This is a genomic window from Micromonospora ureilytica, assembly GCF_015751765.1.
Classification (GTDB): Bacteria; Actinomycetota; Actinomycetes; order Mycobacteriales; family Micromonosporaceae; genus Micromonospora; species Micromonospora ureilytica.
Genome location: NZ_JADOTX010000001.1, coordinates 3627185 through 3652850, shown reverse-complemented (window position 1 = coordinate 3652850; position 25666 = coordinate 3627185). Strand labels below are relative to the sequence as shown.

The window sequence follows — 25666 nt, the reverse complement described above, 5'->3', positions numbered from 1 at the left end:
GGCACCACAAGGAAGGAACCCATGACCAACACGAACCCTCCTGAGGTTGCCGAGGCGCAGCAGTTGCCGGTGACACGGCACCTTGGCTGGGCGCTCGCGCTCATCTCGGTCACCCAACTGCTGATCGTGCTGGACGGCTCGATCGTCACCATCGCGCTGCCCTTCATCGGCGCGGACCTCGACATGTCCGGCGCCGGTCTCACCTGGCTCACCATCGGCTACGCGCTGTTCTTCGGTGGGCTGCTGCTGCTCGGTGGCCGGCTCGGTGACATGTTCGGCTACCGGCGGATGCTCGTGACCGGCATGGTGGGCTTCGCCGTCGCATCGGTGCTCGGCGGTCTCGCCGCGAACGGGCCACTCCTGCTCGGCGTGCGCATCCTGCAGGGAAGCAGCGCCGCGCTCATCGCTCCCGCCGCCCTGGCCCTGGTCACCACGACCTTCCCGCTGGGTGCGGCGCGCAACCGCGCCTTCGGCGTCTACGCCGCGATGTCCGGCGCCGGCGCCGGGATCGGCCTGATCATCGGCGGCTGGCTGACCAGCATGGACAGCTTCGTCGGAATCGAGCTGGACGGCTGGCGCCTGACCTTCTTGTTGAACGTCCCGATCGCGCTGGCAATCGCCGTGCTGGCCCCGGAGCTGCTGCGTGAGTCGCCCCGTCGGCGCGGGCTCGTCGACGTTCCGGGAACCATCACCGGTTCGCTGGGTATCGTCGGTCTGGTCTACGGGCTCACCAGGCCCGGTGAGGGGCATGGCTGGGACGACCCGGCGACGATAGGGACCCTGGCCGTCAGCGTGGCCATGCTCGTCATCTTCGTGCTGATCGAGCGGCGCGCAGCCCATCCGTTGCTGCCTCTGCGGATCTTCCGCAACCGGGTCCGGGCCGGTGGCTACCTGGCCCTGACGCTGGCCATGGCTTCGATGTTCGCCATGTTCTACTTCCTGACCCTGTTCGTTCAGCAGATCCTCGGCTACTCGCCGCTGCGGACCGGCATTGCCTTCCTGCCGTTCGCGCTCGGGATCGTGGTGACGGCGACCGTGGCGGGCAGGACGATGACGCGGATCCAGCCGCGGATCATTGCCGGCATCGGCACCCTGCTGGCCGCCTTCTCGATGGCGATGTTCTCACGGCTTTCGGTGGACGACAGCCCGGCCGCCGCGGCGCTGGCCGCCACCGGCGGCACCACGGTCGGCGGGAATGTCAGCTACTGGGGCCAGGTGTTCCCGTACCTGATCACCATGGCCGTGGGTATGGGAATGGTGCTGGCCGGCCTCACCCCGGCCTCGCTCCACCGGTTGGCACCGCAGGACACCGGCGTCGGCTCCGGCCTGTTCAACGCCGCCCAGCAACTCGGTGGATCAGTCGGCCTCGCCGTACTCAGCAGCGTGTCCCTGCACTTCGCCGGGCAGCGCACCGAGCAGGTGGTCGGCCCGATCACCACAGCGCTTCCTGGCGACCCCGAGGCCGTGGGGCGGGCACTGTTGCAGGCGACCTTCACCGAAGGAATCACCCACGCCTTCCTGGTGGGCTCGATCCTCCTGCTGATCGCGTCGCTGATCGTCTGGACGAACACCCGCGTCCAACCGAATGACGCAGGCACCGACGACCAAAACATGGGCTGACTGTGCGTCCCCCAGCCCCAGGTAAACCCGCCGCCGTCCGGAGGTGAACCGTCACCGGGGCTGGAGTACTAAGGCAAGGGGAAGGCTGCCCGGCTCGCAGGCCCGACGAGCGGAGGTCCGGAAGACGACGGATACTCGCCTGATGACTGGACCGGATCTCGACCCCGAACAGTATCCGCCCATCGACCCGCGTGAACCGGTGCCCGACGACGCGAGCGTCCTTCTGCCCGGCGCTCAGGACGAACTGCCCGAAGCCCCGGCCGAACCGACGCCGGACGACGGTGGCAACGCAGGCGGTGTGCGAGAGCCGGCATAGATCCGTCGAACTGCGCCCAACGGTATGCGAGGTCGTGCCGTCCACGGTGTCCGCATCCAGGCGTGATCAGAGCAGCCCACCGGGGAGGGCAGGTGCTCGTCATGATCTGAAGGTCCGCCGGCCTGCCACAGCCAGACGCCGAGGTGCCACCGGGACGTCCAGGCAGGCGGGTCGGGGTAATATCTGCCGGTAAGGTCGAGAGGCGCTGCGACGGGCGAAGCCCGCCACGCTCGGCCTTCGTTTCATCGACAAGGGCGCTTCCGAGCTTCGGAGGCGGGCTGCTTTGAGTGCGTTAGCAAACCAGGGAAGCGCCGCATCGTCGCTGCGGCAGCTGATGTCGCAGCGTGTTCTGGTGCTGGACGGTGCCTGGGGAACGATGTTGCAGGGCGCGAAGCTCACCGCCGCGGACTATCGAGGCGACCTGCTCGTCGACCATCCGTTGGACGTCGCCGGTGATCCCGACCTGCTCAACCTCACCCGGCCGGACGTCATTCTGGACGTCCACCGGCGGTATCTGGCCGCCGGCGCCGACATCACCACCACCAATACCTTCACGGCGACGAGCATCGGCCAGGCCGACTACGGGCTCCAGTCACTGGTTCGTGAGATGAACGTTCAGGGTGCGCGCCTGGCCCGGCAGGCGGCGGACGAGTTCGGTGGCCGGTTCGTGGCCGGCTCAGTCGGACCGCTGAACGTGACGCTGTCGCTGTCGCCGCGGGTGGAGGACCCGGCGTATCGCGCCGTCGACTTCGACGAAGTGCGCGCGGCGTACGCGGAGCAGATCTCGGCCCTGGCCGAGGGCGGTGTCGACCTGCTCCTGATCGAGACGATCTTCGACACGTTGAACGCGAAAGCCGCAATCGCCGCAGCCCGTGAGGTCGTGCCCCAGCTGCCGCTGTGGATCTCCGTGACCATCGTCGACCTCAGCGGCCGGACCCTCTCGGGGCAGACCGTGGAGGCTTTCTGGCGCTCGATAGAGCGGGCCGATCCGCTGGTCGTCGGCGTGAACTGCTCGCTGGGCGCGGCCGAGATGCGTCCGCACGTCGAGGAGCTTTCCAAGATCGCCGGAACCTACGTGGCGTGTCACCCCAACGCCGGTCTGCCGAACGCTTTCGGCGGCTACGACCAGACGCCGGAGGAGACCGCCGGCCTGCTCGGCGAGTTTGCCGCGTCCGGCTTGCTCAACATCGTCGGCGGCTGCTGCGGCACCTCACCGGACCACATCGCCCGGATCGTCGCCGCCGTGGCCGGCACACCGCCACGGACGGTTGCCGCCCTTCCGGAAACCACCCGGTTCAGTGGGTTGGAGCCGTTCGCGATCGGACCGGACACCGGGTTCGTGATGATCGGTGAGCGCACCAACGTCACCGGCTCGGCCAAGTTCCGCCGGCTCATCGAGTCGGACAACTATCAGGGCGCGGTCGACGTGGCCCTCGAGCAGGTCCGCGGCGGCGCCAACCTGCTCGACGTCAACATGGACGCGGACCTGCTCGACAGCGAGCGCGCCATGACGACCTTCCTCAACCTCATCGCCACCGAGCCGGAGGTCGCCCGGATCCCGGTGATGATTGACAGTTCGAGGTGGACGGTCCTCGAAGCGGGCCTCAAGTGCGTGCAGGGCAAGGGCGTGGTCAACTCGATCAGCCTCAAGGAGGGCACTGAGTCATTCCTGGCTCAGGCCCGCCGGATCCACGACTACGGCGCCGGCGTGGTGGTGATGGCCTTCGACGAACACGGCCAGGCCGACACCACCGAACGCAAGGTGTCCATCTGCGGCCGGGCCTACGATCTGCTCGTCGAGCAGGTCGGGTTCGCGCCGGAGGACATCATCTTCGACCCGAACGTCCTCGCGGTCGCCACCGGCATCGCCGAGCACAACGGATACGCGAAGGCGTTCATCGACGCCCTCCCGCTGATCAAGGCGCGCTGCCCGGGTGCCCGCACCAGCGGCGGCATCTCCAACCTGTCATTCTCCTTCCGAGGCAATGACGTGGTTCGCGAGGCCATGCACTCCGCGTTCCTGTTGCACGCCGTCCGCGCCGGGCTGGACATGGGCATCGTCAATGCCGGCCAGCTCGCCGTGTACGCCGATATCCCCGCCGACCTCGTCGAACTCGTCGAGGACGTGATCTTCGACCGGCGGCCGGACGCCACCGACCGCCTGGTTACCTTCGCGTCGACCGTTACCGGCTCCGGCACGAAGCGTGCGGTCGACCTGTCCTGGCGCGAAGCGCCGGTGCACGAGCGGCTGTCGTACGCGCTGGTCCACGGCATCGTCGACTTCATCGAACAGGACACGGAGGAGGCCCGGCAGGGCCTCGCCCGACCCCTCGATGTCATCGAGGGCCCGCTGATGAACGGAATGAAGATCGTCGGCGACCTGTTCGGCGCCGGCAAGATGTTCCTGCCGCAGGTGGTCAAGAGCGCCCGGGTGATGAAGCGCTCGGTCGCCTACCTCGAACCGTTCATGGAAGCCGAGAAGGAGCAGGCCCGACTGGAGGGCCGGATCGACCCGGGCCGCGGGCAGGGCAAGGTCGTGCTGGCGACCGTGAAGGGCGATGTGCATGACATCGGCAAGAACATCGTCGGCGTGGTCCTGGGCTGCAACAGCTACGAGGTCATCGACCTGGGCGTGATGGTTCCGGCCGGCCGGATTCTGGACGTGGCCGTCGCCGAGGGCGCCGACGCCATCGGCCTGTCCGGCCTGATCACGCCATCACTGGACGAGATGGTCACAGTTGGCGCCGAGATGCAGCGCCGCGGCCTCAAGGTGCCCCTGCTGATCGGCGGGGCCACGACATCGCGTCAACACACCGCCGTCCGCATCGCCCCCTCATACGACGGCACAACCGTGCACGTGCTCGACGCGTCCCGGGTCGTCGGCGTGGTGTCCGACCTGCTCGACGATGGCCGGGCCCGCGAGCTGGACCGCGCCAACCGCGTCGAGCAGGAGCAGTTGCGCGAGGCGCATGCCAACCGGCGCTCCCAGCCGATGCTGGGCTTGGCTGAGGCTCGCGCCAACTGCGAGGAGGTCGACTTCAGCGATCTGCCGACCCCGGACTTCACCGGCCGGCGGACGGTCCAGCCCACCCTCCCCGAGCTGCGCAAAATGATCGACTGGCAGTTCCTGTTTCTGGCCTGGGAACTCAAGGGCAAGTTCCCGGCGATCCTGGATCAGCCGGTCGCCCGCGAGCTCTACGACGACGCCAACACACTGTTGGACAAGATCACGAAGGACGGCTCTTTCCAGGCCCGAGGCGTCTACGGCTTCTGGCCCGCGCACTCCGAGGGCGACGACATCGTCCTCGGCAACGGGGTGCGCCTGCCGATGCTGCGCCAGCAGACGGTCAAACCGGCCGGCCGCGACAACCGTTGCCTGGCCGACTACGTGGCCCCCGACGGTGACCACCTGGGTGGTTTCGCCGTGACCATCCACGGCGCCGATTCCCTGGCCGCGCACTACGAGGCCCAGCACGACGACTACCGGGCAATCATGGTCAAGGCGCTGGCCGACAGACTTGCCGAAGCCTTCGCCGAGTACATCCACCTGAAGGCCCGCCGCGACTGGTTCGAACCAGACGCCACGCCGGACCTCGGCGACCTGCACGCCGAACGTTTCCGGGGCATCCGACCGGCGCTCGGCTATCCCGCCAGCCCTGACCACAGCGAGAAGCGGGAACTGTTCGACCTGCTGAAGGCCGCCGAGCTCGGCATTGGCCTGACGGAGTCCTTCGCGATGACGCCGGCAGCCAGCGTCAGTGGGCTGATCTTCGCCAACCCAGCCGCGAAGTACTTCACAGTGGGCCGTATCGGCAAGGACCAGATCGAAGACTACGCGGCCCGCCGCGCCATCAGCGTCGCCGAGGCCGAGCGGTGGCTGCGACCCAATCTGGCCTATGAACCGTCCTGACGGGTGTACCTGCCGGGCGGGAGCGCCACGCTGTGGCGCGGTCGGTGACGAGGCAGCGCCGGCGCCGAGTTGGTGAGCAGAACCTCGGTGCCACCGGCGCTTTCGTCGGCGAACGTCATGGTCACGAGAGCCGGACCGAGTTCCCTCGCAGGCAGGAGTACCCATGACAACAGACGCCCGCGGGGCATAGCGTGCACTCGATGATCCGACCTGCCTTCCTCGACGCCGCCGCGACCGCCGCAGCTCTGCTGCGCGAACCGATACTGGCCGAGCGGTGGTCCACGCCCAGCGCGTTGGCCGACTTCTCGACGGGCGGGCTGGCCCGTCATCTTGCCTACCAGATAATGCAGACGGTGGCATTCCTTGACGCCGCGCCAGGACAGTCCGCGATCTCGGTGCTGGAGCATTTCACTGGCAACACCTGGGTGACTTCAGGCGTTGACAGCGCTGACAACATCGGCATCCGGCGCCGCAGCGAGCAGGCAGCCGCGTCGACGACTGCCGCGGACCTGGCGGACACCGTCGACGCCGCGTTGACCGAGTTGCGGGCCGTGGTGCCAGCACAACCTCTCGACCGCATCGTGGACCTCGGCGCCTGGGGTCTGAGGGTCGATGACTTCCTGTTGACCCGAGTCGTGGAGCTGGTCGTGCACGTTGACGACCTAGCTGTCGGCCTCAGCTTGCCGACGCCGTCGATACCAGTGGCAGCGGCCGAAGCGACGATCCATCTGCTGAGCAGCCTCGCCGCCTGGCGACACGGTTCCCTGGACGTTATACGCGCACTGGCTCGGCAAGAACGAGCGCCCGCCTCGATCGCCGCCCTCTGAATGCCGGCGGCCCTCTCGGATCGCCGAGACAGCGCGCCTTCATCTACCGCTGGTCGGGCGCCCGCCTCCGCGTCTCGGTCAGGAACGCGCGGCGCTTGCCTTGAGGCTCCGCAGCTGTTCGACCTTTCGCTCGGCGTCCTGCCGTGAGTACGAGCCGAGCGCCGATAGCGGCATGGCGTCATCGCCGAGACGGAGGACGGGAGCGTAGAGCGGCAAGCCTCCCCGTACGTCGATCTGTACGCAGTCGACCGACTGGATCGCGCTCCATGATGTGACCTGGTCACGGCTGTCGAAGCCGCGGACACGGACACCCTCTCCGCCGATTACCACGCCGAGTCGAAGAGCCCGCCAGATCCCGGCCAGGCCGCTCGTGACGAGTAGGCATCCCAGCACGATGCCGAACGAGTCGCGCGAGGCCAGTACGTCGCCGGAGGTGAAGTACGTGACGCCCAGCAGGGTCCATACAGCGAAGATCGCGACTAGGACCGGGATCTGGATGCGTGGCCTGATGACGATGCGGTGCATGGCGGAACATGCTACGGAGGCATGTTCGGCCAGATGGCGTAGTCCATTCCGACTGCTGCGTTGGCGGATGGTCGGTAACGGGCTTTGCGGCATGTGGGAGGGTCGCGACCGGTTGGGCGAGTGACGACGCGGTTGCTTTCCGCGATGATGTCCGGATGGTGCAGACTTCAGGGCGACGACTTCTGATCATCGTCGTGCTGCTGCTGTCCGTCGTCCTCGGTGCCGTGGCGATCGGGGGCGATGTTCTCGGCATCCTCGACCAGGTGTCCAGCGTGGGCGCGTTCGCTCTGGCGACGATCCTGATGGTCGCGGACCGGGTGCAGGCTCGTCGCGACAACACAGTCTTTCGTGCCGCGAACCAATCGTTCACCGACGCCTTTCTGGACTGGCTTGTCGGCGGCCCGCGCCGGCTCCGGCGGGCTGCGAGCGCGTTGCACCGTGTGCCCGACCAGTCCGATCTCGGACAGCAGGTTGCCGTGTCGGCGTCGGACAGGTCCCGGGCCAAGCGGGCCAACCAGTTCAGGAGGGCGATGCTCCTGGCGCTGCGGCACGACCCCGCCGCGGCCCGCGGCTGGGTGACGGACGAGCGTCTTCGACCATCCGACGACGACCTGCGGAGGGCGTTCGGGGCGCGTGCCCGGCGCCTGAACGACCTGGTCCGTTCCGACGTCGGCGTCCTGGTGAGCCTCGTCGAGCTGGCCGGTCGACTCGGTGACGACACGCTCGAGAGAAAGGCTGGTAGCGGCCTCGCCGATCTGCTTGACCGGTTGCCGGACGACGAGGTCGCGCGCGAGTTGCGCTGCCATTCCGAGTGGTGGCGGATGTTCTTCGACCGGTTGCCGCCCGAGCGCGAGTTCGGTTCGTTCGAGATTGCGATGTTCCGCGGACTGCTGGGTAAGGCGGCGCTCCTGGCGAGAACTCCGGCTCAGGGTGAAGCGGTCGTCGCCGGCTGCCTGACGAGCACGGACATCGAGGTCGTCGATGCGGGCGTCGCCGTGGCGAAACGGTTCCATGATGGTGCTGGGCTCTGCCGCCTACAGAGGCACGCCGGTCAGCTGCTGGAAATGGACGATCGTCGCGACGACGCCCTGGACCGGTATGTGGCTGCGTTACGGGTCTGCCCGGCCGGCGCGGACGAGATGCTGGCCGCGCTGGTGCGGCCGTGTCTCGCCGGCGTTCAGGCGCGGGCCGATCGCCACGAGTACGGCGCCGCGGCCGAGCTGGTCGAGTTGGTGGGGGAGCGCCTGGCCGGGGTCGACCACCTGGGCGAGGCGCGCAACGAGGTGGCCCGGGTCCGCGAGGCGCTGGTGGTCGAGGCCAGGCAGAGCTTCGGTGATCGGGTACGCCGGACCGCCGAGCTGGACCGGCCCGGCGTCTACCGCGACTGGTACCGGTTCGAGGAGGCCGCCGGCAACTTCACGGCGGCCGCCTGCCGGGCGGAGGACGGCGGGCATCTTCTCAGCGCGAACCGCCTCTTCCAGCGCGCCGGGATGTACGGCGAGGCGGTGCGCGTCCTGCGTAACGACGACAGCCGCGAAAGCCTGAACCAGCGTGCCGAGGCCCGTGCCGCCGGCGGTGACCACTTCGCCGCGGCGGAGGACTACCGCCGGGCCGGGAACTGGCCGGCCGCGGCCGAGAACTACCTCACCGCGAAGGACTACAAGCAGGCCGTTTCCTGCCTTCTGGAGGTGCATCAGGACCGCGCGATCGAGGAGCCGTCATTCGTCGCGGCGATGCGCGAGCTCAGCGTCGACGGGCTGGTGCGGTTCTGCCTGAAGGCGCTCACGCAGCGCGGCGGCAACGCCGCCGCGCTGCGGGAACTGCGGCAGCTCCGCAGCGAGGGAAACGTCGGCGTCGCCCTGCGATACGAGGTCGACGAGGCCATCCGGCGGGTCACCGACCGCAACCGGGTGGCATTCGAGGAACGGGCACAGGCGTGGACGGCCGAGGCGGTAGACGCGGTCAACAGGCGCTTCGCCCCGACCTGGGGGCTCGACCTGGGCACCAGCACCTGCATGGTGGCTATCTACGACGGCGATCGCGGCATACCCGTACTGTGCCGGTGGCGCCACGACGCCGGCTTCCCGTCCACGCTCTGCATCGATCATGAGGGGCGCGAGCTGGTCGGCCTGCGGGGCGACGAACTCACCGTCAACCGGTTGCAGGCGATCTTCAGCAACACCAAACGCGACATGGGTACGGCGAAGCAGTACGCCGTCGGTCCGTCGGAGAGCTATCGGCCCGAGGAGGTCGCCGCTCGCCTGGTCCGACACGGCCGGATGATCGTCGAGGCGATGCTGGCCGGTGAGGTGCGCGAGCAGCTCGCCACCTACGCCCGGGACGCCCTGGGCGGCGTCGAGGAGGAATGGCTCGACGTCGCGCTGCGGGAGCATCCGGTCCGGGTCGAGCGGTCGAAGGTCCTCGTGACGATCCCGGCGTATTACCCGATGATGGCGAAGAACGCCACCCGCGACGCGTGCGTCATCGCTGGTGTCGAGCTGGTCCAGCTCATCCACGAGCCCACGGCCGCCTGCATCGCGGCCACTTTCGAGCGGCGTCAGCTCAGCGGCCGCGTGGTGATCGTGGACTTCGGCGCGGGAACCCTCGACATCAGCCTGCTCGAGGTGGAGGACCGCTTCTACGACGTACAGAGCCTGTCGGGCGAGACAAAGCTGGGCAGCCGCGATTTCGACGTGAAGATCGCTGCGGCGCTGGCCGCGCAGCTTCGGCGGTCCGGCGAGACCGTACCGGCGACGCCCGAGGCCCGGCACCGGCTCGAGGTCGCCGCCGAGGACCTCAAGAAGCAACTCTCCACGCGCACCGAGGCGGACCTCACCCTGTACGCGTTCAACGGCCACGATGTCACCGTGCGGTTGACCGTGCACGAGATGGAGTCAGTCATCTCTGAGTTACTGCAGCAGCTGCGGCAGGTGTGCGCTCGGGCCCGGCCGACGGAAAAGGTCGACCACCTCGTGCTCATCGGTGGTCCCGCGCATTCGCCACTGGTGCGGGCCCGCATCCAGGACGCTTTCGGTGGACTGCGCCCGACCCCGGTCGCCGAGCCGCGCACCGCTGTCGCGCAGGGGGCGGCACTGCAGGCCGCGGTTCTCGCCGGGATGCTCAAGGACACGCTACTGCTGGACGTGACGCCGTTCTCCCTGGGCATCAAGACCACCGATGCCGACGACCAGCACCAGTACACCGAACTTGTCAGGGCCAACACGACCATCCCGCTCAAGCGCACCAACATTTTCACCACCCACCACGACCGGCAGCAGAGCGTCCGGGTAGAGGTCTACAACGGACAGTTGCACGGAGACTTCCTGCTCGGGCAGTTCCACCTCGACGGCATCCCGCCGGCTCCACGCGGGCGACCCCAGATCGAAGTCGCCTTCGAGATCGACCAGAGCTGCGTGCTGACAGTGACCGCCAGGAACATCGACAACGGAAGACAGCAGGGCATCCGCATCACCGACACGACCCTGCTGTCACCCGGCGACACCGAGCGAATGCGCAAGCGACTCGAATTGAGCGCCAAGCAACGGGAGCAGACGAACGAGCTGCGGGAGGCGCACCGGCGACTGGTCGACCTGCTGATCGACACCGACGGCCTCAGTGTCGACCAGCTCCGGGCCCAGCTGCAACGGCGGCTGGACAGCCTCGACCTGGCCGCCGACGCACGACTCGACGCCGAAACGGCTCGGGCACTGCGGGACGTACGCATCGCCGCCGCGGAGACCGCCACGTCGGTCCGGACCGCGTCGGATCGGCTGGCCGAAGCTCGGGCGCACGGCCGCCGCGCGGCCGACCGGATGCCTGGACCCAACCTGGACGCCGAGGTGGCCGAGCTGAAACGGCGCGAGCGGGCGCTGCGAGCGGCGGCCACCCATATGACATCTCTCAAGGAGCGGCTGACCACGTGGTTTGTTCTCCTGACCCAGGTCGACGTCGCCCAGGAACCGGTGCACCTGTTCCGCGAGCGCTATGCCAACGGCGACTACCGCGGCGCCCTCACCGCCGCCCAGCGATTCGACATCGTGGAGCCGGTCGACCAGGAACGCCGCCGGCACGCCCTGGCCGAGGTCCGAGACCTGACCGCGTACAGTGCCGCGGTGGCCGAGCTCCGCTCGGCGGACCCGCAGCGCAGCCGCGCCAGCGACTTCGCGCCGGCCGTCACCGTGTCCTCCTCGACCTCCAGCGGATCCACGACCGTCGGCGGGCTGCTGCTGGACAGCGACCGCGTGGTGACCAGTCGCGAGTGGCTTCCCACCGGCGGTCCGGTCACGGTGTCAGTTGCCGGCAGCCTCACGGTCACCGGCCACGCCAGCCCAGACCCCAGCAGCGATCAACTGCTCGTCGTTCGAGTGAGCACGCCGCTGCCGGTCCCGGCTCCACGGCTCGGATACAGCGCGCTGGTCCGGGTCGGCGACTCGGTCGAGGTGCCGGTCACGGCGGCCGGCCGGTACATCTGGACGCCCGCGCTCGTCGAGCAGTTCACCTCGATGAACGGCGAACGCCCCGCCACGATCCAGGCCAGCCTCGACGGCATCGATGGATCGTTCACCGGGCGGCCGGTGCGCAACGACCTCGACGAGATCGTCGGCATCATCGTCGCCACCCGGCGGTTCCCCGGCCAGGCCACAATCATCACGGCGGACACGCTCCGCCTCGTTCGCGATGAACGATAGGGGACAAAAGCACACTGAGGAGGTAGCGGGCCGCTCAGGTCACCAGGCCCCGGCGGTACGCGTACACCACGGCCTGCACCCGGTCGCGCAGGTCGAGCTTGGTGAGGATGCGGGACACGTACGTCTTGACCGTCTCCTGGCTGATCACCAGGGCGGCGGCGATCTCGCTGTTGGAGAGGCCCTCCGCGATGAGCCGGAGCACCTCCAGCTCGCGCCGGGTCAGCGCGCCGCCGTCCGGGCCACCCTCGGCCGGGCGGATGCGGGCCGCGTACCTGCCCACCAGCTGCCGGGTCACCTCCGGGGCCAGCAGCGCGGCGCCTGTCGCTACCGTGCGGATGCCGTGGAGCAGCTGCGCCGGTGGGGCGTCCTTGAGCAGGAAGCCGCTGGCGCCCGCGCGCAGCGCCTCGTAGACGTACTCGTCGAGGTTGAACGTCGTCACCACGAGGACCTTCACCGGCACGGGGACCGCGGCGCCGGCCAGCAGGCGGGTCGCCTCGATGCCGTCGAGCACCGGCATCCGGATGTCCATCACCACCACGTCCGGCCGGAGCCGAACGGCCAGGTCGACCGCCGCGCGCCCGTCGCCGCACTCGCCGACGATCGTCATGTCGGGCTGGGCGTCGATGATCGTCGCGAATCCGGTGCGGATCAGCTCCTGATCGTCGCAGACCAGCACCCGGACCGGCGCGGTCACGACGGGTTTCCCGCCGGGATCCGGGCCCGCACGAGGAAGCCGTCGCCAGCCCGCGCGCCCGCGCTGAAGTCGCCACCGAGGGCGGTGACCCGCTCGCGGAGCCCGGCGAGGCCGCGACCGCTGCCGCCCGGGGACGCGCTGTCGGATCCGGAGCCGTCGGTGCTGATCTCCACGGTCGTCTCCCCTTCCCCATGGTGTACGCGAACCCTGGTCCGGCTGCCGTGCGCGTACTTCAGCGCGTTCGTCAGCGCCTCCTGCACCACCCGGTACGCCACCACCTCGGCGCTGCCGGTGGCCGCCGCCGGGGTGCCCTCCCGGACGAACTCGACAGGCTGCCCGGCCTGCCGAGAATGGTCGACGAGGGCGTCCAGGTCGCCGACGGAGGGCGTACGCGGATCGCCTGTGCTGTGATCGGGGTTGAGTAGGTCGAGCAGTTGCCGTAGGTCGCCGACGGCCCTGCGGCCGGTGTCGGTGATCGCGGTCAGGGTCTGGTTCAGCTTGTCCGGGGCGCCCGTCAGGTACCGCGCCGCCTCGGCCTGCACGACCATGGCCGTCACGTGGTGGGTGACGACGTCGTGCAGCTCCCGGGCGATGCGTGTGCGCTCCGCAGTACGGGTGACCTCCTCGACATGGCGGCGGTGTTCCGCCTCGGCGGCCCGGTTCTGGCGCAGCCACGCCCCGATGCCCCATGCGAGCGCCAGCAGCAGGTAGAAGGTGGTGAACCCCGCGACGCCCTCACTCGATCCGAGCCGGTCGAGGGAGATCGCCAGGGGCACGTACGCCGCCGAGGCGAGACCCGCGACGGCCCACCGGCGCCGTTCCAGGTGGGCGCCGGCGCTGATGAGCGCGATGGCCAGTCCCGTACCCGCGATGGTGTGGTAGCCGCGGAGCTGGTCGATCACGAAGCCGAGCGAAACCAGCGCGAGGCAGACGGCCGGCCACCGACGCCGTACGGCCAGCGGCAGGCACTCCAGGGCGACGACACCGATGGTCAGCGCGTCGTACGGGCGGTCCGGGAGGTTGCCGAGCTGCGTACCCTGCCGCTCCAGGGCCGGGACCACCGCCGCGAGGGCCAGGGCCAGGGCGAACGGGAGATCCCGGAGCGTGATCGGCCACTGCCGCCACAGATCCGGGAGCCTCCGGAGCCTGATCACTGGGTGACTGTAGCGGTCGCCGGAGCCTGCGCCGTGCGACGGCGGCGCGGGATGATGTGCCCGCGGCGCTTGGCCAGCCACAGGAACACCACGGTCAGCACCACGCCGGCCAGCACCGCGTACAGGCTGCCCTCCGGCCCGAAGTCGCCACCGCTCAGGGCGACCGGCCCCGACGTCGACGCATCGAGCAGCCCCTTCGACTCGCCGTTGCCCGAGACCACGACGCTGAAGATGCCGCCGGCGGCGAGGTTCCAGCCGAAGTGCAGGCCGATCGGGACCCACAGGTTCCGGGTGGCGGCGTAGCAGGCGGCCAGCATGAACCCGGCCTCGATGGCGATCGCTGTCGCCCCCCACAGGGTGGCGTCCGGGTTCGCCAGGTGGATGGCGCCGAACATCACGCCGGTCAGGGCGAGAGCGATCCAGGTGCCCGTACGTTCCTCGATGATGCGGAACAGCACCCCCCGGAACAGCAGCTCCTCGGTGACGGCGGCGGCCGCCATGAACCCGAGCAGACCCAGCGCTCCCGTCGCCGAACCCCAGCCCTCGACGTGGTAACCGCCGAGGAAAGCGATGTTGGCGATGACGGCCGCGAACATGGCGAAGCCGAGGAGCGTCCCGCGGCCCAGCCTTGCGCCCCAGCCGTCCAGGCCGAGTTCGGTCGGCTCACGGCGCTCGGTGCGCCGCACGACCCACCGGTAGACGAGCACGCCCAGCACCGCCGTCACAGCGCCGATCACCAAGGTGAGGAAGAAGCTGCCCTCGACGGCGGCGACGCCCAACCCGCCGACTAGGGCGACGGCGGCGACGGCGAGAAGCTGTTTGACGAATCGCATGATGACTCCTTCGCAGACCGCGACCAGAGCGCCGCGGACACGAAGAAACCTATGGTTTTCCGCCGCCACAATCGTCACCGTGCAGTGGACACTTGCGGGTAGCTCGCACGGGGGACAAGACCCCCTCCGGAGTCCGGACACCCGGTCGGACAGGTCCCCTTGGTCAGCGCAGGGCCGGGTGGTCTTCCGAAGTCGCGTCGACCATCTCGGCGGCCTCGCGACGGATCCGCTCGCTGCCCCAGGCGCCGAGCGGCCCGAGCGCCTGGTTGAGCGTGCGCCCGTGTTCGGTCAAGGAGTATTCCACCCGCGGTGGCACCTCGGCGTGGACCTTCCGGTGCACCAGGCCGTCCTCCTCGAGCTCGCGCAGATGCTGAGTCAGCATCTTCTCGCTCACTCCGGGCAGACCCCGGCGCAGCTGCGCGAAACGGCGTACGCCATGGGCCTCGAGTTCCCAGAGGATCAGGCCCTTCCACTTGCCACTCACCACGTCGAGCGCTGCGTCGATGCCGCAGATGTAAGGCCCGCGTCGGGGTGCCTTGGCCATCGCCGATCCCCCTTACTGAAAGGTAAGTACCGCAGAACTTAGTGGGTACTTACGAGAATAGTGCCGTGTCACCGAGCATGGCGGGGTGAGCAACCAGCAGCACAACCGCGCCGTCACAGTGATCGGGCTCGGCCCGATGGGCCAGGCGATCACCCGCACCCTCCTCGCCGCCGGGCACCCCGTCACGGTCTGGAACCGCACCACCGGCCGGGCCGAGGGCGTCGTCGCCGACGGCGCGACGCTCGCGGCGACACCCGCCGAGGCGCTCGAGGCGAGCAGCCTCGTCATCCTCAGCCTCACCGACTACCAAGCGATGTACGACATCCTCGGCCCGACCACCGAGTCTCTCGCCGGCCGGACGTTGGTCAACCTGAGTTCCGACACGCCCGACCGCAGCCGCGAGGCGGCATCCTGGGCGGCGGCCCACGACGCGGCCTTCCTCACCGGTGGCGTCATGGCCTCAGCGCCGATGGTCGGCACGGACGCGGCGTACGTCTACTACAGCGGCCCCGGCGAGGTGCTGGACGGCAGCCGAGAGGCGCTGGCCCAGATCGGCGAGCCGAAACACCTGGGCGAGGACCCGGGTCTCGCCCAGCTGATGTACCAAGCCCAGCTCGCGGTATTCCTCGGCACTCTGTCCGCGTTGATGCACGCCACCGCGATGCTGGGCGCCACGGGAATGAAGGCCGCGGAGGCACTGCCGGAGCTGCTCGCCTCGGCCGAGTCGATCGGCGCCATCCTCCGCGCCGGCGAGGAAACCCCCGGCGCCGCGCTGGACGCCGGAGAACACCCCGGCGAGCTCAGCACGGTCACCATGATGGGCGCGACCGCCGACCACATCGTCGAGACCAGCACGACACTGGGCCTCGACCTCGCGCTTCCCCTGGCCGTGCGAGCACATTATCGGCAGGCGATCGAGAATGGGCACGGCGGCGACAACTGGACCCGCATCATCGACAGCATCCGCGAGCCACGGGACAAGCGGCGTCGTCTCACCAGCTGACTTGCGGGACCGGGCCGCTCGAGAGCGAGAGGGCCGGGGTGCCGTTGCGCCCCGGACCCCTCCGCCCTGCTCCGCCGGTGTGGCACGGAGCAGGGGTCTCTCAGGTCACCCGCAGCGTTGACCGTTGAGGTTGAAGGCGGTCGGTGCCGGATTGGTGCCGCTCCACGTGCCGTTGAAGCCAGTGCTGGTGGACGCGCCGGGGGCGAGTCTGCCGTTCCAACTCATGCTGTCCGCGGTGACGCTCGTTCCGTTCTGTTTCCAGGTGGCCGACCACCCCTGGTCGACCTTCTGGCCGGCGGTGGGGAAGTCGAAGGCGAGTTTCCAGCCGTCGATCGCTGTGGTGCCGGTGTTCTTGATCGTCACGGACGCGGTGAAGCCGCCCGGCCAACTGTTCGCCGTGTAGCCGACCGTGCAGCCGACGGTCGGGGCGGTGGGCGCGGTCCGCACGGTCAGGCCGGGCGAGGCCGCCGAGACGTTGCCCGCCGCGTCGCGGGCGGTCACCACGAAGGTGTACGGAGTGTCCGGCGTCAGCCCGGTCACGGTGTACGTGGTGCCGGTGGCATTACCCACCTTCACGGTGCCGGTGGTGTCGACCCGGTGGACGTCGTAGCCGGTGACGGCGGTGTCGTCGGTGGACGGCGTCCAGGCCAGCGCGACGCTGTCGCCGGTGATCGTGCCGGCGGTCGGCTTGCCCGGGGCGGTCGGCGCCTGGGTGTCGCCGGGCGTGGTGCCGCGCGGCAGCACCAGGTGGGTGATCGAGTTGGCCGGGAAGGTGGCCGTGAGGCCGGCGGCGGTCACCGGCAGGTCGGCCTCCCGGACCACACCGGCGAGGTCCGCCCCGCTGTACCGGTAGACCTGAGCGGTGCTGGCGGAGGCGCCGGTGAGGGCAACCGGGCTGGTCAGGTCGTCGCCGGTCTTGTTGACCACGACCACTGTGAGTGCCTTGTCGGTGCTCCGCTCGGCGGCGTACACGGCCAGCCGGCCCTGGTCGGCGCTGGTCGCCTGGACGGAGGTCTCGCCGAACGCGCCGCCCTTGCCGTCGTAGTTGCGGTAGACGCGGAAGGCGTTGGCCACCGGCTGGTCGGCCGTGGGTGCGGTCCAGAGGGTGGCCAGGTCGAGCCCCTCGCGGCCGAAGATGCCGAGGACGTCAGCCTGCGCGAGCGCGCCGTTGAGCGACCCGAAGGCGCCCCAGTTGTACTCGGTCATCGCGATCTTCGTGCCCGGGTAGTGCTGGTCGACCAGCTCGCGCAGGCGCGGGATGTACCGGACCGGACTGTTGATCCAGCTCTCGTCCACGTAGGTCGGGTCCCAGAGCTGGCGGGTCGAGCGCAGTCGCAGCGCCTGGGTGTTGGCGTCGCCGGCGGCCTCACCCAACACGCCGGACTGCTGCGGGTAGAGGTGGACGTCGAAGTAGTCGAGGATGCGTGTGCCGTGCTGCTGCTCGTACTCGCGCATCCGGTCCAGGTACCACGGGCCGAGGTCCTGGCCGCCGTGCGCGGCCTTGTCCGGCGGGTTCGACCAGCAGCCGGTGCGCGAGCAGGTGTCCTGGTCGAGACCCGAATAGATGATCGAGTTCAGGCCCCAGCCGACGGGACCGAGCGTCTTCGCGCCGGGGTCGGCGGCCTTGATCGCGGCGGCGTACTCGTAGGTGCGGTCGCGTAGCTCGTCGTAGCCCAACCCGGTCGGGCGGACGTCGCGGTGGGTGGCGTGCCACAGGTCCGGCTCGTTGTCCAGGTTGTAGAACTGGACCCCACCGTCGGCGGCGGCGCCGAACTGCCCCTTGAGGTGGTTGACGAAGTCGGTGGCGTACTCCGGACCGACGGCGACGCTGGTGTCCTCCGGATCGTTGCCGGTGACCGGTGACCCGTCCGGCTTTATGCCGTTGCCGCAGTCCGGTGCCCAGGTGTCGGTGGACTGCTGCGGGCCGTACTTGGCGACACTGAAGCCACACGCCCGCGACCGGTCCTTGGCGATCCAGCCGAGCATCGGAATCGTCATGACCGTGGCGGCGCCGGTGGCCTTGTTCTGCTGCACGAACTTGTCGGTCTCCGAGCCCTCCGGGAGCTCTTCCGGACTCGGGTTGTCATTGGGGATGTTCTCGAAGAACCAGTCCGACGCGCGGTTGGTGGTGTCGGCACGGAAGTTGTAGCGGGTGGTGGCGTTGCCGCCGTAGCGGTGCACCGGCAGCCGCAGGTCGCGGGCGAGGGCCTGGTCGGCGAAGTTCATGCCGTAGACGTACGGGCTGATCTGGTGGCGGGCGGCCGTGGTGTCCACGGTCAGCGCCGGGCCGGCCGCGGCCAGGGCGGGCTGCGGCAGGGCCAGACCACCGAGGGCCGTGGCGAGCACGACCGGGAGTAGAGCTGTGGTGGGACGCACGAGCATTCCTCTCGATAGAAGCTCGACGATGGGAGCGCTTCCACAGCGTTGCGCTTTCCTGGCTCCGAGTCAACGACACAGGACCGGGCCGAGGGTCGCCGCGTGCCGTCCTGCCCATGGTCGACGGCAGCCCGACCTGCGGCAGCAGCTACGTCTACGACGGAACCTTCAGCGGAGTCACCATGCCCGGGCGCGGCGTAGCCGCCGAGGCGCTACATCATCACGGCATCCCAGTGTTCCCGCACCATCAACTGGAACAGGCAGCGGCAGCCCTCGCAGAACTGGAACGCCGAAGCCGCTGACGGGTCGGCCCCTCTGTTCACAGGCCGCACGCGCGGTCGTGGTTCTCAACGCAGAACTGCGCCCGTACGTGCGTCGCCGTACGCGGAGGCCGCCGGTGCTGTCGGCCGGACGCCTGCCTTCTCTCCACCATGAGCGGCACCGGTCACGAGGATGAAGGTAGCTCGGAATATCGATTGCCAGGCGATTGCCGCAGCGCCTACCTTGAATGAGCAAGGCCGTTCCGACCAACCCAAGGAGTTCCCCGTGATGCAGTACGCCAACACCGAAACCACGCGGTTCATGCCGCGCGGCGGTGTCGTGCTGCCCTCGATCGGGCGAGCGCACGATCTGTGCGCGAGTGAGCAAAACTGGAAGCCGGGGTGGCGGCGCGAATAGCGCCAGCGCAAGCTGCGAAGCCGCCCAACCCGACCGGGATAGGGCGGCTTTCTCGTTACTGGAACAACTCCGTAGGGGCGTAGCTCAACTGGTAGAGCACCGGCCTCCAAAACCGACGGTTGCAGGTTCGAGTCCTGCCGCCCCTGCTTTCGTCCCGGCTGCGGCTGGCGGCGTCGAAGATTCTCAACTCCACAGTGGATGGCATAAGCGAAACCCCGGCCGGCGCCTGCATCGGCCGGCCGGGGGCACTACCTCCGGGACGAGGGAGACGGCTGACCCGCTCGCTTTGGGAGCGAGAGACACGGGGTTCGACACCCCGGTCCCGGACCATGGGGTCGTAGCTCAGTTGGGAGAGCGCCGGTTCGGCAGACCGGAGGTCGAGGGTTCGAATCCCTTCTTCTCCACGCATTCATGCCCTCCTTGCGCAACCAATAGCGCATGGAAGGGCGCAACGGCGGCGACCGTGGGCGCGTGACCGCGATCCCCGCCGGGCCCAGGGGCCGTTGGAGCAAGCTGGCAGCTCACCTGGTTCTCAGCCAGGAGGTTACGGGTTCGAGCCCCGTACGGCCTACGCAAGCAAAATGCCATGCGGTCGTGGTGAACTTGGCGGACACGTCGGTCTTCCAAACCGAAGAAGCGGGGTCGGTGCCCGCCGACCGCTCAACGGCGCAGCACGACTGGTGGTGCGCGCCCCTCGTAAGGGCGAGGTTGGGCGTTCGAGTCGCCCCGCTGGCTCTTCATGCCGACGTAGCTCAACGGCAGAGCATCCGGCTCATAACCGGAAGGCATCCGGATCGACACCGGGCGTCGGCACCACGCGCTCGTGGTGGAACTCAGGTAGACACGCACGGCTCAGACCCGTGTGCCGAAGGCGTGGGGGTTCGACTCCCCCCGAGCGCACGCAAGGCCGACGGCGGAGTGGAGCCGTCGCCCTGGGGCATCCCGGGGAGGGTCGGCTCGACGCCGCCCGCTTCCACTCACCGGCCGCAGGCCGGTCACATGCTGGCGTAGCTCAGCGGCTTGAGCACCTCGTTGTCAGCGAGGCGGTCGCGGGTTCGAGTCCCGCCGTCAGCGCCATGGAGAGGTCGCCTAGTCCGGCCGATGGCACCGCGTTGCTAACGCGGAGCGGGGTAACACCGCCGAGGGTTCGAATCCCTCCCTCTCCGCCATGTCGTCGTGGCCAAGCTGGTTAAGGCACTGCGCTGATGACGCAGAGATCGTGGGTTCAACTCCCTCCGACGACACCATGCCCCCGTGGCTCAGCGGATAGAGCACCAGATTACGGATCTGGGGGTCGCGCGTTCGAATCGCGCCGGGGGCGCGGACAGGGCCGCAAGGCCTTGGGGGTTCGAGACCAGCTCGGGGCACGCAGACGCGCGTTCGGTTATGGGTAGGCCCCTAGCCCTTCAAGCTGGTGAAGCGGGTTCGAGTCCCGCACGCGCGACCATTCCGGCGTCGCCCAATCGGTAGGGCAGCGGACTGTTAATCCGTACAGGTACTGGTTCGAGTCCAGTCGTCGGAGCAATGGAGGGGTCCCGGCGGTCACGGGGACACCGTTGGAAACGGTGTAGGGGGCGGAAGTCTCCTCGTGGGTTCGAATCCCACCCCTTCCGCGCACGCCCGCGTAGCTCAACGGGAGAGCACCTGGTCCACACCCAGGGGGTCGGAGGTTCGACACCTTCCGCGGGCACTGGCCGTCAGGCCGAAGTTGTGGCTGTAGCTCAGCGGTAGAGCGCCGGTTTGTGGCACCGGAGGACGAGGGGTCAGCACCCTCCAGTCACCCCACGGGAGTGCGCCACCGATGGTGAGGTGGGCCGGGCTGTAACCCCGGTGCGTTCGCGCTCAGGGAGTTCGAATCTCTCCACTCCCACGCATGCCCGCGTAGCTCAGGGGATAGAGCACCAGCTTCCGGAGCTGGGTGTCGGGGGTTCGATTCCCTCCGCGGGCGCGTTCGCCTGGTTGTGCGCGCGAGTGGTCAGGGAGCGGTCTGCAAAACCGCGTACGCCGGTTCGATCGCGGTCACGGCCGCGACTGCCATCCACTGCGGAGATGCGCTCATCATGGCACGCCGGTCCGACGGAGCCGTTCGGTCAGCCGCCCGGGCAGCGGGTGTCACCGCCGCTGTGTTCCACGCAGTGCTCCGGTGGTCCGGGCGTCGTCGCTGCCGGCGCCGGATTTAGGTCCCGCCCTGCGGAGGCGGCGAGCGGTACGGCGGGCATGGCGATCACGACGGTCAGCACCAGGAAGACGACTGCGGTGCGTACCCGCCGCAGTTGGTACGCGACGAACGCGATGACGGCAGGCCCGGCGGTCGCCACCAACGCGGCGACCAGAAGGGCCACGCTCGCCCGACGTTTGAGGTCCTCGAACTCGCCGGGCTGGTCGCCGTAGCTGACGCTCCACTGCTCCAGGCCGATGCCCACCCACCAGGCGGCCGCCGCGATCAGTCCGCAGACCCAGAGCAGGACCAGGAGTCCTACGATCGGGACACCCCGTCGACCTGTGCCGACCACGCCAGACGTCATGCGGTCCAGCGTGGATGGCTCAACTCGGCCGGGCATGAGTCGACGTACTCAAGTTTCGTTGGCGAGGGATCAGGCTGACTGGGAGCGGTTGGACCACGTCAACGGTTGGAGCCCGTGTTCGATCACGTCGAGATCATCATCGTGGATGACCGCCTCGGGGTCGTCTGCCCTCAACTGCTCCCGCACCGCGCGGTAAAACTCCTGCAGAGCATCATTGAGTCTGCCGATGGGCGGCTTGGACGGACCTTTGCCGGCTCGTGGGTCTCGCCCCTCCTCCCCTTGGACTCGCACGGCGTACGCGTGATGGATGACGGTCCGGGCCGCTATTTGGACCCGAGGGCTTCCCAGAAGCCGGAGTTGCTCGCAAGCCAGTCGCATTCCTTGGTGCGCCTCGTCGAGTGCCTCTCGGCGCTCCTCTTTGTCCTCACTGCGGTCGAACCGTTCAGCATGATGGCGAAGGGCGCGCGTCGAGGCAGCAAAGGTCTCGCTGTGTTCGAACAGCGCAGCGTCCCAGCGGGCGCGGATATCAGCTGCCATCAACTGCTTGTTCGTTTTCGTGACGGCGTAGGCCCCGAGCGCTGCCGCGATCAGACCGCCAACGAACGAGAGCACTGCTGCTAGCCACTCCATCCACGGATGCTAGCTGCGGTGCTGCCGGCAGCGACACCACCGCGACGGTCGATGGCCGGACAGCGAGGCAGGAAGGCCGCGCTGGAGTGCTCGACCAGCGGGGAGTCGAGAGTGATGACAAGATCGGTCCGTCGCTCGGCGCTCCCCCCTGGCAGCCGAGCACGCCTCCAGGAGGAACCGTGCCGAACTTGCTGGACTTTCTGGCGGGCCCGGTCTGCCTCGGATTTGGCGTGGTGTTCACGCTGCAAGCTGTTCGGGGTCTGCGGGCCGAAAGGCGGCAGGGCCAGCAGCCGCCTCGCAGAGACCTTCTCAGCGGGCGCGAGTTGCTGTGGGAGGGTCTCGCGTTCGCCCTGCTCGGGACCGCCAACCTGCTCGGTGGACGTTGGACTCTTCTGGCCATTCCAGCCCTGGTCGTGATCGTGGTGCTTGCAGGGCGCATCTTCTTGCGCTTGATCCAGGAACGGTCACGCCGAGCAGGTTGACAAACCGCTAGACGATCATCAGTTGTGCAGTGGACAGAGGGGTCTGCCGTGGCGGCCGGACGATTCAGGTTGTGCCTCGTAGGGGCATCAGAAGGTCGATCCGATCGTTGCGGCGGTAGTACTCGATGCTGGGGCGAGTGTCGTCTCGGTCTCCGGAGCCTCCCAACTGTTGAAAAGTTGGGGTGAGCAGGGCATAGGCGGCGGGCTGGGGACCACGCAGGGTTGCGCTCAGGAATTGGCCTCCTGGAACGACGCCCGATTGCAGGCCGAGGAGGTCAGGGTCGTCGCCGGCGCGAATCTGCCTGCGACCCCTCGGGCCGGTGTTGTTGGCAGGCCAGGGCCTGCCCGTGGTGCACGCGCCGCATTCCCACCACGGCCTCATCGTGACGTGCGGCGTCAGTTCTCGCTCGACGTTGGAAGGGTCTTCACGATCGCCGCCGCCAGGCTCATTGCCTTCGCCTGAGCCGCGGCGGTGATCTCGGCAGCGGAATTCTGCTTGCGGGGCCACAGCGTGAGCACCTCGATGCTGATCAGCAGTGGTCCGTGCGCGAAGACCAGCCGGGCATCGCCGGGCAGGTAGTCCACCCCCGCGTCGATTGCCGGGTCTACTCGTTTTACCGTCGCCGTGGTTAGCCGTGCACTCGTCGAGGCGATGGTCACCGCGCGTGACCCCCACCGTGCGGTCGCCTGGCCGATGTTGAGGCGGAACTCGTCGCTCGGGCAGCGGGCGGCTCGCGCCCTAGTTGCGCCGGCGACGGCCGCAGACGCGTCGGGCAGATGAAACACCCGGACGTTCAACACGGTCATCGGGGGCTGGATGTTCTGGAAAGACGGCACGGGGTTGACCTCAAGGCCAGCGGCCCACACTGCGTCAAGCTGCAACCCGGCGCCCTTTGCCCGGTCGGGATCGGCGATGAGCAAGTCGCAGGGTTCGTACCACGCCTCGCCGGCCTCGATCTCGCCCTGCCGGATGTCGTGCCCGACACCGGTCTGCTCGACCAGCCCTCCAATAGTCGCCATCAGGGCCTGCGGCTCGTTCGGCAGAGTCGAGCGCGTGGCGTTCACCGACGGCGTCGGCGGTGCCGGCTGGACAGGCTGTTCCACGCAGCCGGCAAGGCCCGCCAACACCAGCACGCCCGCGATGAGCGGACCGCGGCGCATTCGCTCACCCACAATCATTGATCCCCCGCCTCCATTGAGGCCGTAGCGTAGTGTTCTTTGCCCCCGGTGGCTGCCCGGTGCCGAAGCAATGCCTGTGCCCAGGCGCTAGGTGTACTGCTGGCGGGTGGTCCTGGTTGGTGGGACGACACAGGGCGCAGAAGAAGTCGACGGCAGGCAGGCCGTTCGGCATCTCCGACGTCGACTCCCGGTCGCGAGCATCAGTGGTTCAGCCCGCGCAAGCAAGCAGTGGACGCCTGGGACTGTCAGAATCTTGTCGACGGAGCTGGAGCGCAGGGCGAGGAGAAGAATGAGCGACTTTAACGACAAGATAATCGCTGAGTTTCGTGCCAACGGTGGGCAGGTCGGCGGTCAGTTCGCTGGCGCCCCGCTGCTGCTGTTGCACACGGTCGGTGCCAAGAGCGGCCAGTCTCGCGTGAGCCCGATGATGTACCAGAAGGTGGACGGCGGCTATGCCGTGTTCGCGTCAAAGGGTGGTGCGCCCAGCAATCCCGACTGGTACTACAACCTGCTCTCCAACCCGAAGGTCCACGCGGAGATCGGCACGGACAAGGTCGAGTTGGTCGCCAGAGTTGCCGCCGGCGACGAACGGGAACGGATCTGGAGCGCGCAGAAGGCCGCGTATCCAGGCTTCGCCGACTACGAGCGGAAGACCACCCGCCAGATCCCAGTCGTCGTACTGGCACCTGCGCCGTAGGCAGAGACGGCACAGCCCCAGTTCAAATCTGATGCGTGGATCCGTCGGCGGGCATCCTCCCGCCGACGGACCTCAACGCAAGACGGCGCCTACGGTTTGCGGGCGAGGAGCCCGACGAAGGTGTGATAGGTGTCGGTCTGCACAGTGGCCGGTGCGTCCGACTCCGGGCGCCACTCGGCCAGCGGCACCAGCCCCGGCTCCAGCAGCGTCAGCCCTTCGGTGAACGAGAGGATCTCCTCGTCGGTACGCCAGCGGCCGGTGCCCAGCGACTCGTTGAAGATCCGTTCGACCTCGTGGGCCTTGCGGGAGCCCTCGGGGTCTCGCTCGCCCGGGTCGCGGAAGTGCGAGATCGCCACGTAGCTGCCGGCGGGCAGCTGGTCGATCAACGCCGCCGCCACCGCCTTCGGGTCCTCGTCGTCACCGAGGTGGTGCAGGATCGCGAAGAGCAACAGCCCGATCGGCCGGTCGAAGTCGAGGAAGCGACGTACGTCCGGATGGTTGAGGATTTCCTGCGGCTCCCGGATGTCCGCCTGGATCACCGTCGCGGTGCCCTCAGCGGCGAGCAGGGCCCGTCCGTGTGCCAGGACGATCGGATCATTGTCCACGTACACCACTTGAGCCTTTGGGTTCTGCTCGGTGGCGACCTCGTGCACGTTGCCCTGGGTGGGCAACCCCGATCCGATGTCGAGGAACTGGTCGATGCCCGCCTCGCTGACGAGGTAGCGAATCACTCGACGCAGAAAGGCCCGGTTGGCCTGGCCGGCCGCCGGCCCGTCCGGTGTGATCCGCAGGGCGTGCTCGGCGACCTTTCGGTCGACCTCGAAGTTGTCCTTGCCGCCCAGGAAGAAGTCATAGACCCGGGCCACGCTGGGAATGTTGGGGTCGATGCCGGGGGGTGCCGCCTTGTCGCGGGTCACAGGCGTCTCCATTCGATGGGGATTGGCGCAGGCTGAGGTCTGCGGGCGGTGCCGGCGTTGCGGCGAGT

General features: G+C 68.7%; 20 protein-coding genes, 19 tRNA genes and 1 riboswitch. Of the genes, 29 read left to right on the top strand and 10 right to left on the bottom strand.

Going from position 1 to position 25666, the window contains the following annotated elements; all coding sequences use genetic code 11:
- Positions 1-21: 21 nt before the first annotated feature.
- The 4 genes from IW248_RS16370 to IW248_RS16355 all read left to right on the top strand — a co-directional run bounded on the left by IW248_RS16370 (position 22) and on the right by IW248_RS16355 (position 6673).
- Complete coding sequence (locus tag IW248_RS16370; RefSeq protein ID WP_196927699.1) at positions 22-1620, top strand: MFS transporter; 1599 nt, start codon at positions 22-24, stop codon at positions 1618-1620.
- 142 nt (positions 1621-1762) lie between these two features.
- Positions 1763-1936, top strand: coding sequence for a hypothetical protein (locus tag IW248_RS16365; RefSeq protein WP_196927698.1), 174 nt, complete (start codon positions 1763-1765; stop codon positions 1934-1936).
- A gap of 191 nt (positions 1937-2127) precedes the next feature.
- Positions 2128-2203: riboswitch (S-adenosyl-L-homocysteine riboswitch) on the top strand.
- 16 nt (positions 2204-2219) lie between these two features.
- On the top strand, positions 2220-5846 hold the full coding sequence (metH, locus tag IW248_RS16360; protein ID WP_269155084.1) for a methionine synthase: 3627 nt from the start codon (positions 2220-2222) through the stop codon (positions 5844-5846).
- A gap of 200 nt (positions 5847-6046) precedes the next feature.
- Positions 6047-6673, top strand: coding sequence for a maleylpyruvate isomerase N-terminal domain-containing protein (locus IW248_RS16355; RefSeq protein ID WP_196927697.1), 627 nt, complete (start codon positions 6047-6049; stop codon positions 6671-6673).
- A 78-nt stretch (positions 6674-6751) separates the two neighbouring features.
- On the opposite strand, the gene IW248_RS16350 is transcribed toward IW248_RS16355, so the two are convergent.
- Positions 6752-7198, bottom strand: a complete 447-nt coding sequence (locus IW248_RS16350; RefSeq protein ID WP_196927696.1) for a PH domain-containing protein — start codon at positions 7196-7198, stop codon at positions 6752-6754.
- A 155-nt stretch (positions 7199-7353) separates the two neighbouring features.
- On the opposite strand from IW248_RS16350, the gene IW248_RS16345 reads away from it, so the two are divergent.
- Positions 7354-11886 carry an Hsp70 family protein gene (locus IW248_RS16345; RefSeq protein WP_196927695.1) on the top strand — a complete coding sequence of 1511 codons (4533 nt, stop codon included), beginning with the start codon at positions 7354-7356 and terminating at the stop codon, positions 11884-11886.
- A gap of 34 nt (positions 11887-11920) precedes the next feature.
- Here IW248_RS16345 and IW248_RS16340 read toward each other — a convergent pair whose 3' ends face one another.
- From IW248_RS16340 to IW248_RS16325, 4 genes are all read right to left on the bottom strand, one after another.
- On the bottom strand, positions 11921-12580 hold the full coding sequence (locus IW248_RS16340) for a response regulator (protein ID WP_124816521.1): 660 nt from the start codon (positions 12578-12580) through the stop codon (positions 11921-11923).
- Entirely contained in the window at positions 12577-13734 is a 1158-nt protein-coding gene (locus IW248_RS16335) for a sensor histidine kinase (protein ID WP_196927694.1), read from the bottom strand. Before IW248_RS16335 ends, IW248_RS16340 begins: the two co-directional genes overlap by 4 nt.
- A complete protein-coding gene (locus IW248_RS16330; RefSeq protein WP_196927693.1) occupies positions 13731-14567 on the bottom strand; it encodes a CPBP family intramembrane glutamic endopeptidase in 837 nt (278 codons plus the stop codon). The genes IW248_RS16335 and IW248_RS16330 overlap by 4 nt, the downstream gene beginning before the upstream one ends.
- 163 nt (positions 14568-14730) lie before the next feature.
- Positions 14731-15111 (bottom strand): winged helix-turn-helix transcriptional regulator, encoded by a 381-nt coding sequence (locus IW248_RS16325; protein WP_196927692.1) that lies wholly within the window; start codon positions 15109-15111, stop codon positions 14731-14733.
- An 85-nt stretch (positions 15112-15196) separates the two neighbouring features.
- Here IW248_RS16325 and IW248_RS16320 point away from each other — a divergent pair, with 85 nt between their 5' ends.
- The gene (locus IW248_RS16320; protein WP_307787992.1) at positions 15197-16114 is read left to right on the top strand and encodes an NAD(P)-dependent oxidoreductase; all 918 of its coding nucleotides are present in this window, start codon (positions 15197-15199) and stop codon (positions 16112-16114) included.
- Positions 16115-16219: 105 nt separating this feature from the next.
- Here the strand turns inward: IW248_RS16320 and IW248_RS16315 are convergent, their stop codons facing one another.
- Complete coding sequence (locus IW248_RS16315) at positions 16220-18496, bottom strand: glycoside hydrolase family 44 protein (protein ID WP_231396330.1); 2277 nt, start codon at positions 18494-18496, stop codon at positions 16220-16222.
- Positions 18497-18606: 110 nt separating this feature from the next.
- Here IW248_RS16315 and IW248_RS16310 point away from each other — a divergent pair, with 110 nt between their 5' ends.
- The 21 genes from IW248_RS16310 (at position 18607) to IW248_RS16215 (ending at position 21196) form a co-directional block, all read left to right on the top strand.
- Positions 18607-18792: a 2-thiouracil desulfurase family protein gene (locus tag IW248_RS16310; RefSeq protein ID WP_231396329.1), complete on the top strand. Its 186-nt coding sequence runs from the start codon at positions 18607-18609 to the stop codon at positions 18790-18792.
- A 244-nt stretch (positions 18793-19036) separates the two neighbouring features.
- The gene (locus tag IW248_RS33540) at positions 19037-19168 is read left to right on the top strand and encodes a hypothetical protein (RefSeq protein ID WP_269155274.1); all 132 of its coding nucleotides are present in this window, start codon (positions 19037-19039) and stop codon (positions 19166-19168) included.
- A 73-nt stretch (positions 19169-19241) separates the two neighbouring features.
- Positions 19242-19314, top strand: a tRNA-Trp gene (locus IW248_RS16305).
- 108 nt (positions 19315-19422) lie between these two features.
- Positions 19423-19498: transfer RNA gene (locus IW248_RS16300), tRNA-Pro, on the top strand.
- A gap of 1 nt (position 19499) precedes the next feature.
- A tRNA-Ala gene (locus tag IW248_RS16295) sits at positions 19500-19572 on the top strand.
- Positions 19573-19665: 93 nt separating this feature from the next.
- A tRNA-Glu gene (locus IW248_RS16290) sits at positions 19666-19739 on the top strand.
- 17 nt (positions 19740-19756) lie between these two features.
- Positions 19757-19829: transfer RNA gene (locus IW248_RS16285), tRNA-Gly, on the top strand.
- A gap of 80 nt (positions 19830-19909) precedes the next feature.
- A tRNA-Met gene (locus IW248_RS16280) sits at positions 19910-19984 on the top strand.
- 1 nt (position 19985) lies between these two features.
- A tRNA-Leu gene (locus IW248_RS16275) sits at positions 19986-20068 on the top strand.
- A gap of 101 nt (positions 20069-20169) precedes the next feature.
- A tRNA-Asp gene (locus tag IW248_RS16270) sits at positions 20170-20245 on the top strand.
- Position 20246: 1 nt separating this feature from the next.
- Positions 20247-20337 (top strand) — tRNA-Ser (locus IW248_RS16265).
- Position 20338: 1 nt separating this feature from the next.
- Positions 20339-20415: transfer RNA gene (locus tag IW248_RS16260), tRNA-Ile, on the top strand.
- A 1-nt stretch (position 20416) separates the two neighbouring features.
- Positions 20417-20489: transfer RNA gene (locus tag IW248_RS16255), tRNA-Arg, on the top strand.
- Positions 20490-20541: 52 nt separating this feature from the next.
- Positions 20542-20615 (top strand) — tRNA-Glu (locus tag IW248_RS16250).
- 1 nt (position 20616) lies between these two features.
- Positions 20617-20690 (top strand) — tRNA-Asn (locus tag IW248_RS16245).
- Between the two features lie 4 nt (positions 20691-20694).
- A tRNA-Ser gene (locus IW248_RS16240) sits at positions 20695-20781 on the top strand.
- Between the two features lie 5 nt (positions 20782-20786).
- Positions 20787-20858: transfer RNA gene (locus IW248_RS16235), tRNA-Val, on the top strand.
- 20 nt (positions 20859-20878) lie between these two features.
- A tRNA-His gene (locus IW248_RS16230) sits at positions 20879-20953 on the top strand.
- Between the two features lies 1 nt (position 20954).
- Positions 20955-21038 (top strand) — tRNA-Tyr (locus IW248_RS16225).
- Positions 21039-21043: 5 nt separating this feature from the next.
- A tRNA-Arg gene (locus tag IW248_RS16220) sits at positions 21044-21116 on the top strand.
- 9 nt (positions 21117-21125) lie between these two features.
- Positions 21126-21196: transfer RNA gene (locus tag IW248_RS16215), tRNA-Cys, on the top strand.
- Positions 21197-21258: 62 nt separating this feature from the next.
- On the opposite strand, the gene IW248_RS16210 is transcribed toward IW248_RS16215, so the two are convergent.
- Complete coding sequence (locus tag IW248_RS16210; RefSeq protein WP_196927690.1) at positions 21259-21693, bottom strand: hypothetical protein; 435 nt, start codon at positions 21691-21693, stop codon at positions 21259-21261.
- Between the two features lie 69 nt (positions 21694-21762).
- Entirely contained in the window at positions 21763-22323 is a 561-nt protein-coding gene (locus tag IW248_RS16205; RefSeq protein ID WP_196927689.1) for a hypothetical protein, read from the bottom strand.
- A gap of 179 nt (positions 22324-22502) precedes the next feature.
- Here IW248_RS16205 and IW248_RS16200 point away from each other — a divergent pair, with 179 nt between their 5' ends.
- Positions 22503-22805 (top strand): hypothetical protein, encoded by a 303-nt coding sequence (locus tag IW248_RS16200; RefSeq protein ID WP_196927688.1) that lies wholly within the window; start codon positions 22503-22505, stop codon positions 22803-22805.
- Between the two features lie 396 nt (positions 22806-23201).
- Here IW248_RS16200 and IW248_RS16195 read toward each other — a convergent pair whose 3' ends face one another.
- Positions 23202-23984: a hypothetical protein gene (locus IW248_RS16195; protein ID WP_231396328.1), complete on the bottom strand. Its 783-nt coding sequence runs from the start codon at positions 23982-23984 to the stop codon at positions 23202-23204.
- A gap of 289 nt (positions 23985-24273) precedes the next feature.
- Here IW248_RS16195 and IW248_RS16190 point away from each other — a divergent pair, with 289 nt between their 5' ends.
- Positions 24274-24681 carry a nitroreductase family deazaflavin-dependent oxidoreductase gene (locus IW248_RS16190; protein WP_196927687.1) on the top strand — a complete coding sequence of 136 codons (408 nt, stop codon included), beginning with the start codon at positions 24274-24276 and terminating at the stop codon, positions 24679-24681.
- A gap of 89 nt (positions 24682-24770) precedes the next feature.
- Here the strand turns inward: IW248_RS16190 and IW248_RS16185 are convergent, their stop codons facing one another.
- Positions 24771-25598 carry an SAM-dependent methyltransferase gene (locus tag IW248_RS16185; protein WP_196927686.1) on the bottom strand — a complete coding sequence of 276 codons (828 nt, stop codon included), beginning with the start codon at positions 25596-25598 and terminating at the stop codon, positions 24771-24773.
- Between the last annotated feature and the right edge of the window lie 68 nt (positions 25599-25666).

Excerpts from the sequence above, each read along its gene's own strand:
- IW248_RS16370 (WP_196927699.1), top strand. The coding sequence starts at position 22 with ATGACCAACACGAACCCTCCTGAGGTTGCCGAGGCGCAGCAGTTGCCG.
- IW248_RS16365 (WP_196927698.1), top strand. The coding sequence starts at position 1,763 with ATGACTGGACCGGATCTCGACCCCGAACAGTATCCGCCCATCGACCCG.
- IW248_RS16355 (WP_196927697.1), top strand. The coding sequence starts at position 6,047 with ATGATCCGACCTGCCTTCCTCGACGCCGCCGCGACCGCCGCAGCTCTG.
- IW248_RS16350 (WP_196927696.1), bottom strand. The coding sequence starts at position 7,198 with ATGCACCGCATCGTCATCAGGCCACGCATCCAGATCCCGGTCCTAGTC.
- IW248_RS16345 (WP_196927695.1), top strand. The coding sequence starts at position 7,354 with ATGGTGCAGACTTCAGGGCGACGACTTCTGATCATCGTCGTGCTGCTG.
- IW248_RS16330 (WP_196927693.1), bottom strand. The coding sequence starts at position 14,567 with ATGCGATTCGTCAAACAGCTTCTCGCCGTCGCCGCCGTCGCCCTAGTC.
- IW248_RS16325 (WP_196927692.1), bottom strand. The coding sequence starts at position 15,111 with ATGGCCAAGGCACCCCGACGCGGGCCTTACATCTGCGGCATCGACGCA.
- IW248_RS16315 (WP_231396330.1), bottom strand. The coding sequence starts at position 18,496 with ATGCTCGTGCGTCCCACCACAGCTCTACTCCCGGTCGTGCTCGCCACG.
- IW248_RS16310 (WP_231396329.1), top strand. The coding sequence starts at position 18,607 with ATGGTCGACGGCAGCCCGACCTGCGGCAGCAGCTACGTCTACGACGGA.
- IW248_RS16210 (WP_196927690.1), bottom strand. The coding sequence starts at position 21,693 with ATGACGTCTGGCGTGGTCGGCACAGGTCGACGGGGTGTCCCGATCGTA.
- IW248_RS16205 (WP_196927689.1), bottom strand. The coding sequence starts at position 22,323 with ATGGAGTGGCTAGCAGCAGTGCTCTCGTTCGTTGGCGGTCTGATCGCG.
- IW248_RS16195 (WP_231396328.1), bottom strand. The coding sequence starts at position 23,984 with ATGATTGTGGGTGAGCGAATGCGCCGCGGTCCGCTCATCGCGGGCGTG.
- IW248_RS16190 (WP_196927687.1), top strand. The coding sequence starts at position 24,274 with ATGAGCGACTTTAACGACAAGATAATCGCTGAGTTTCGTGCCAACGGT.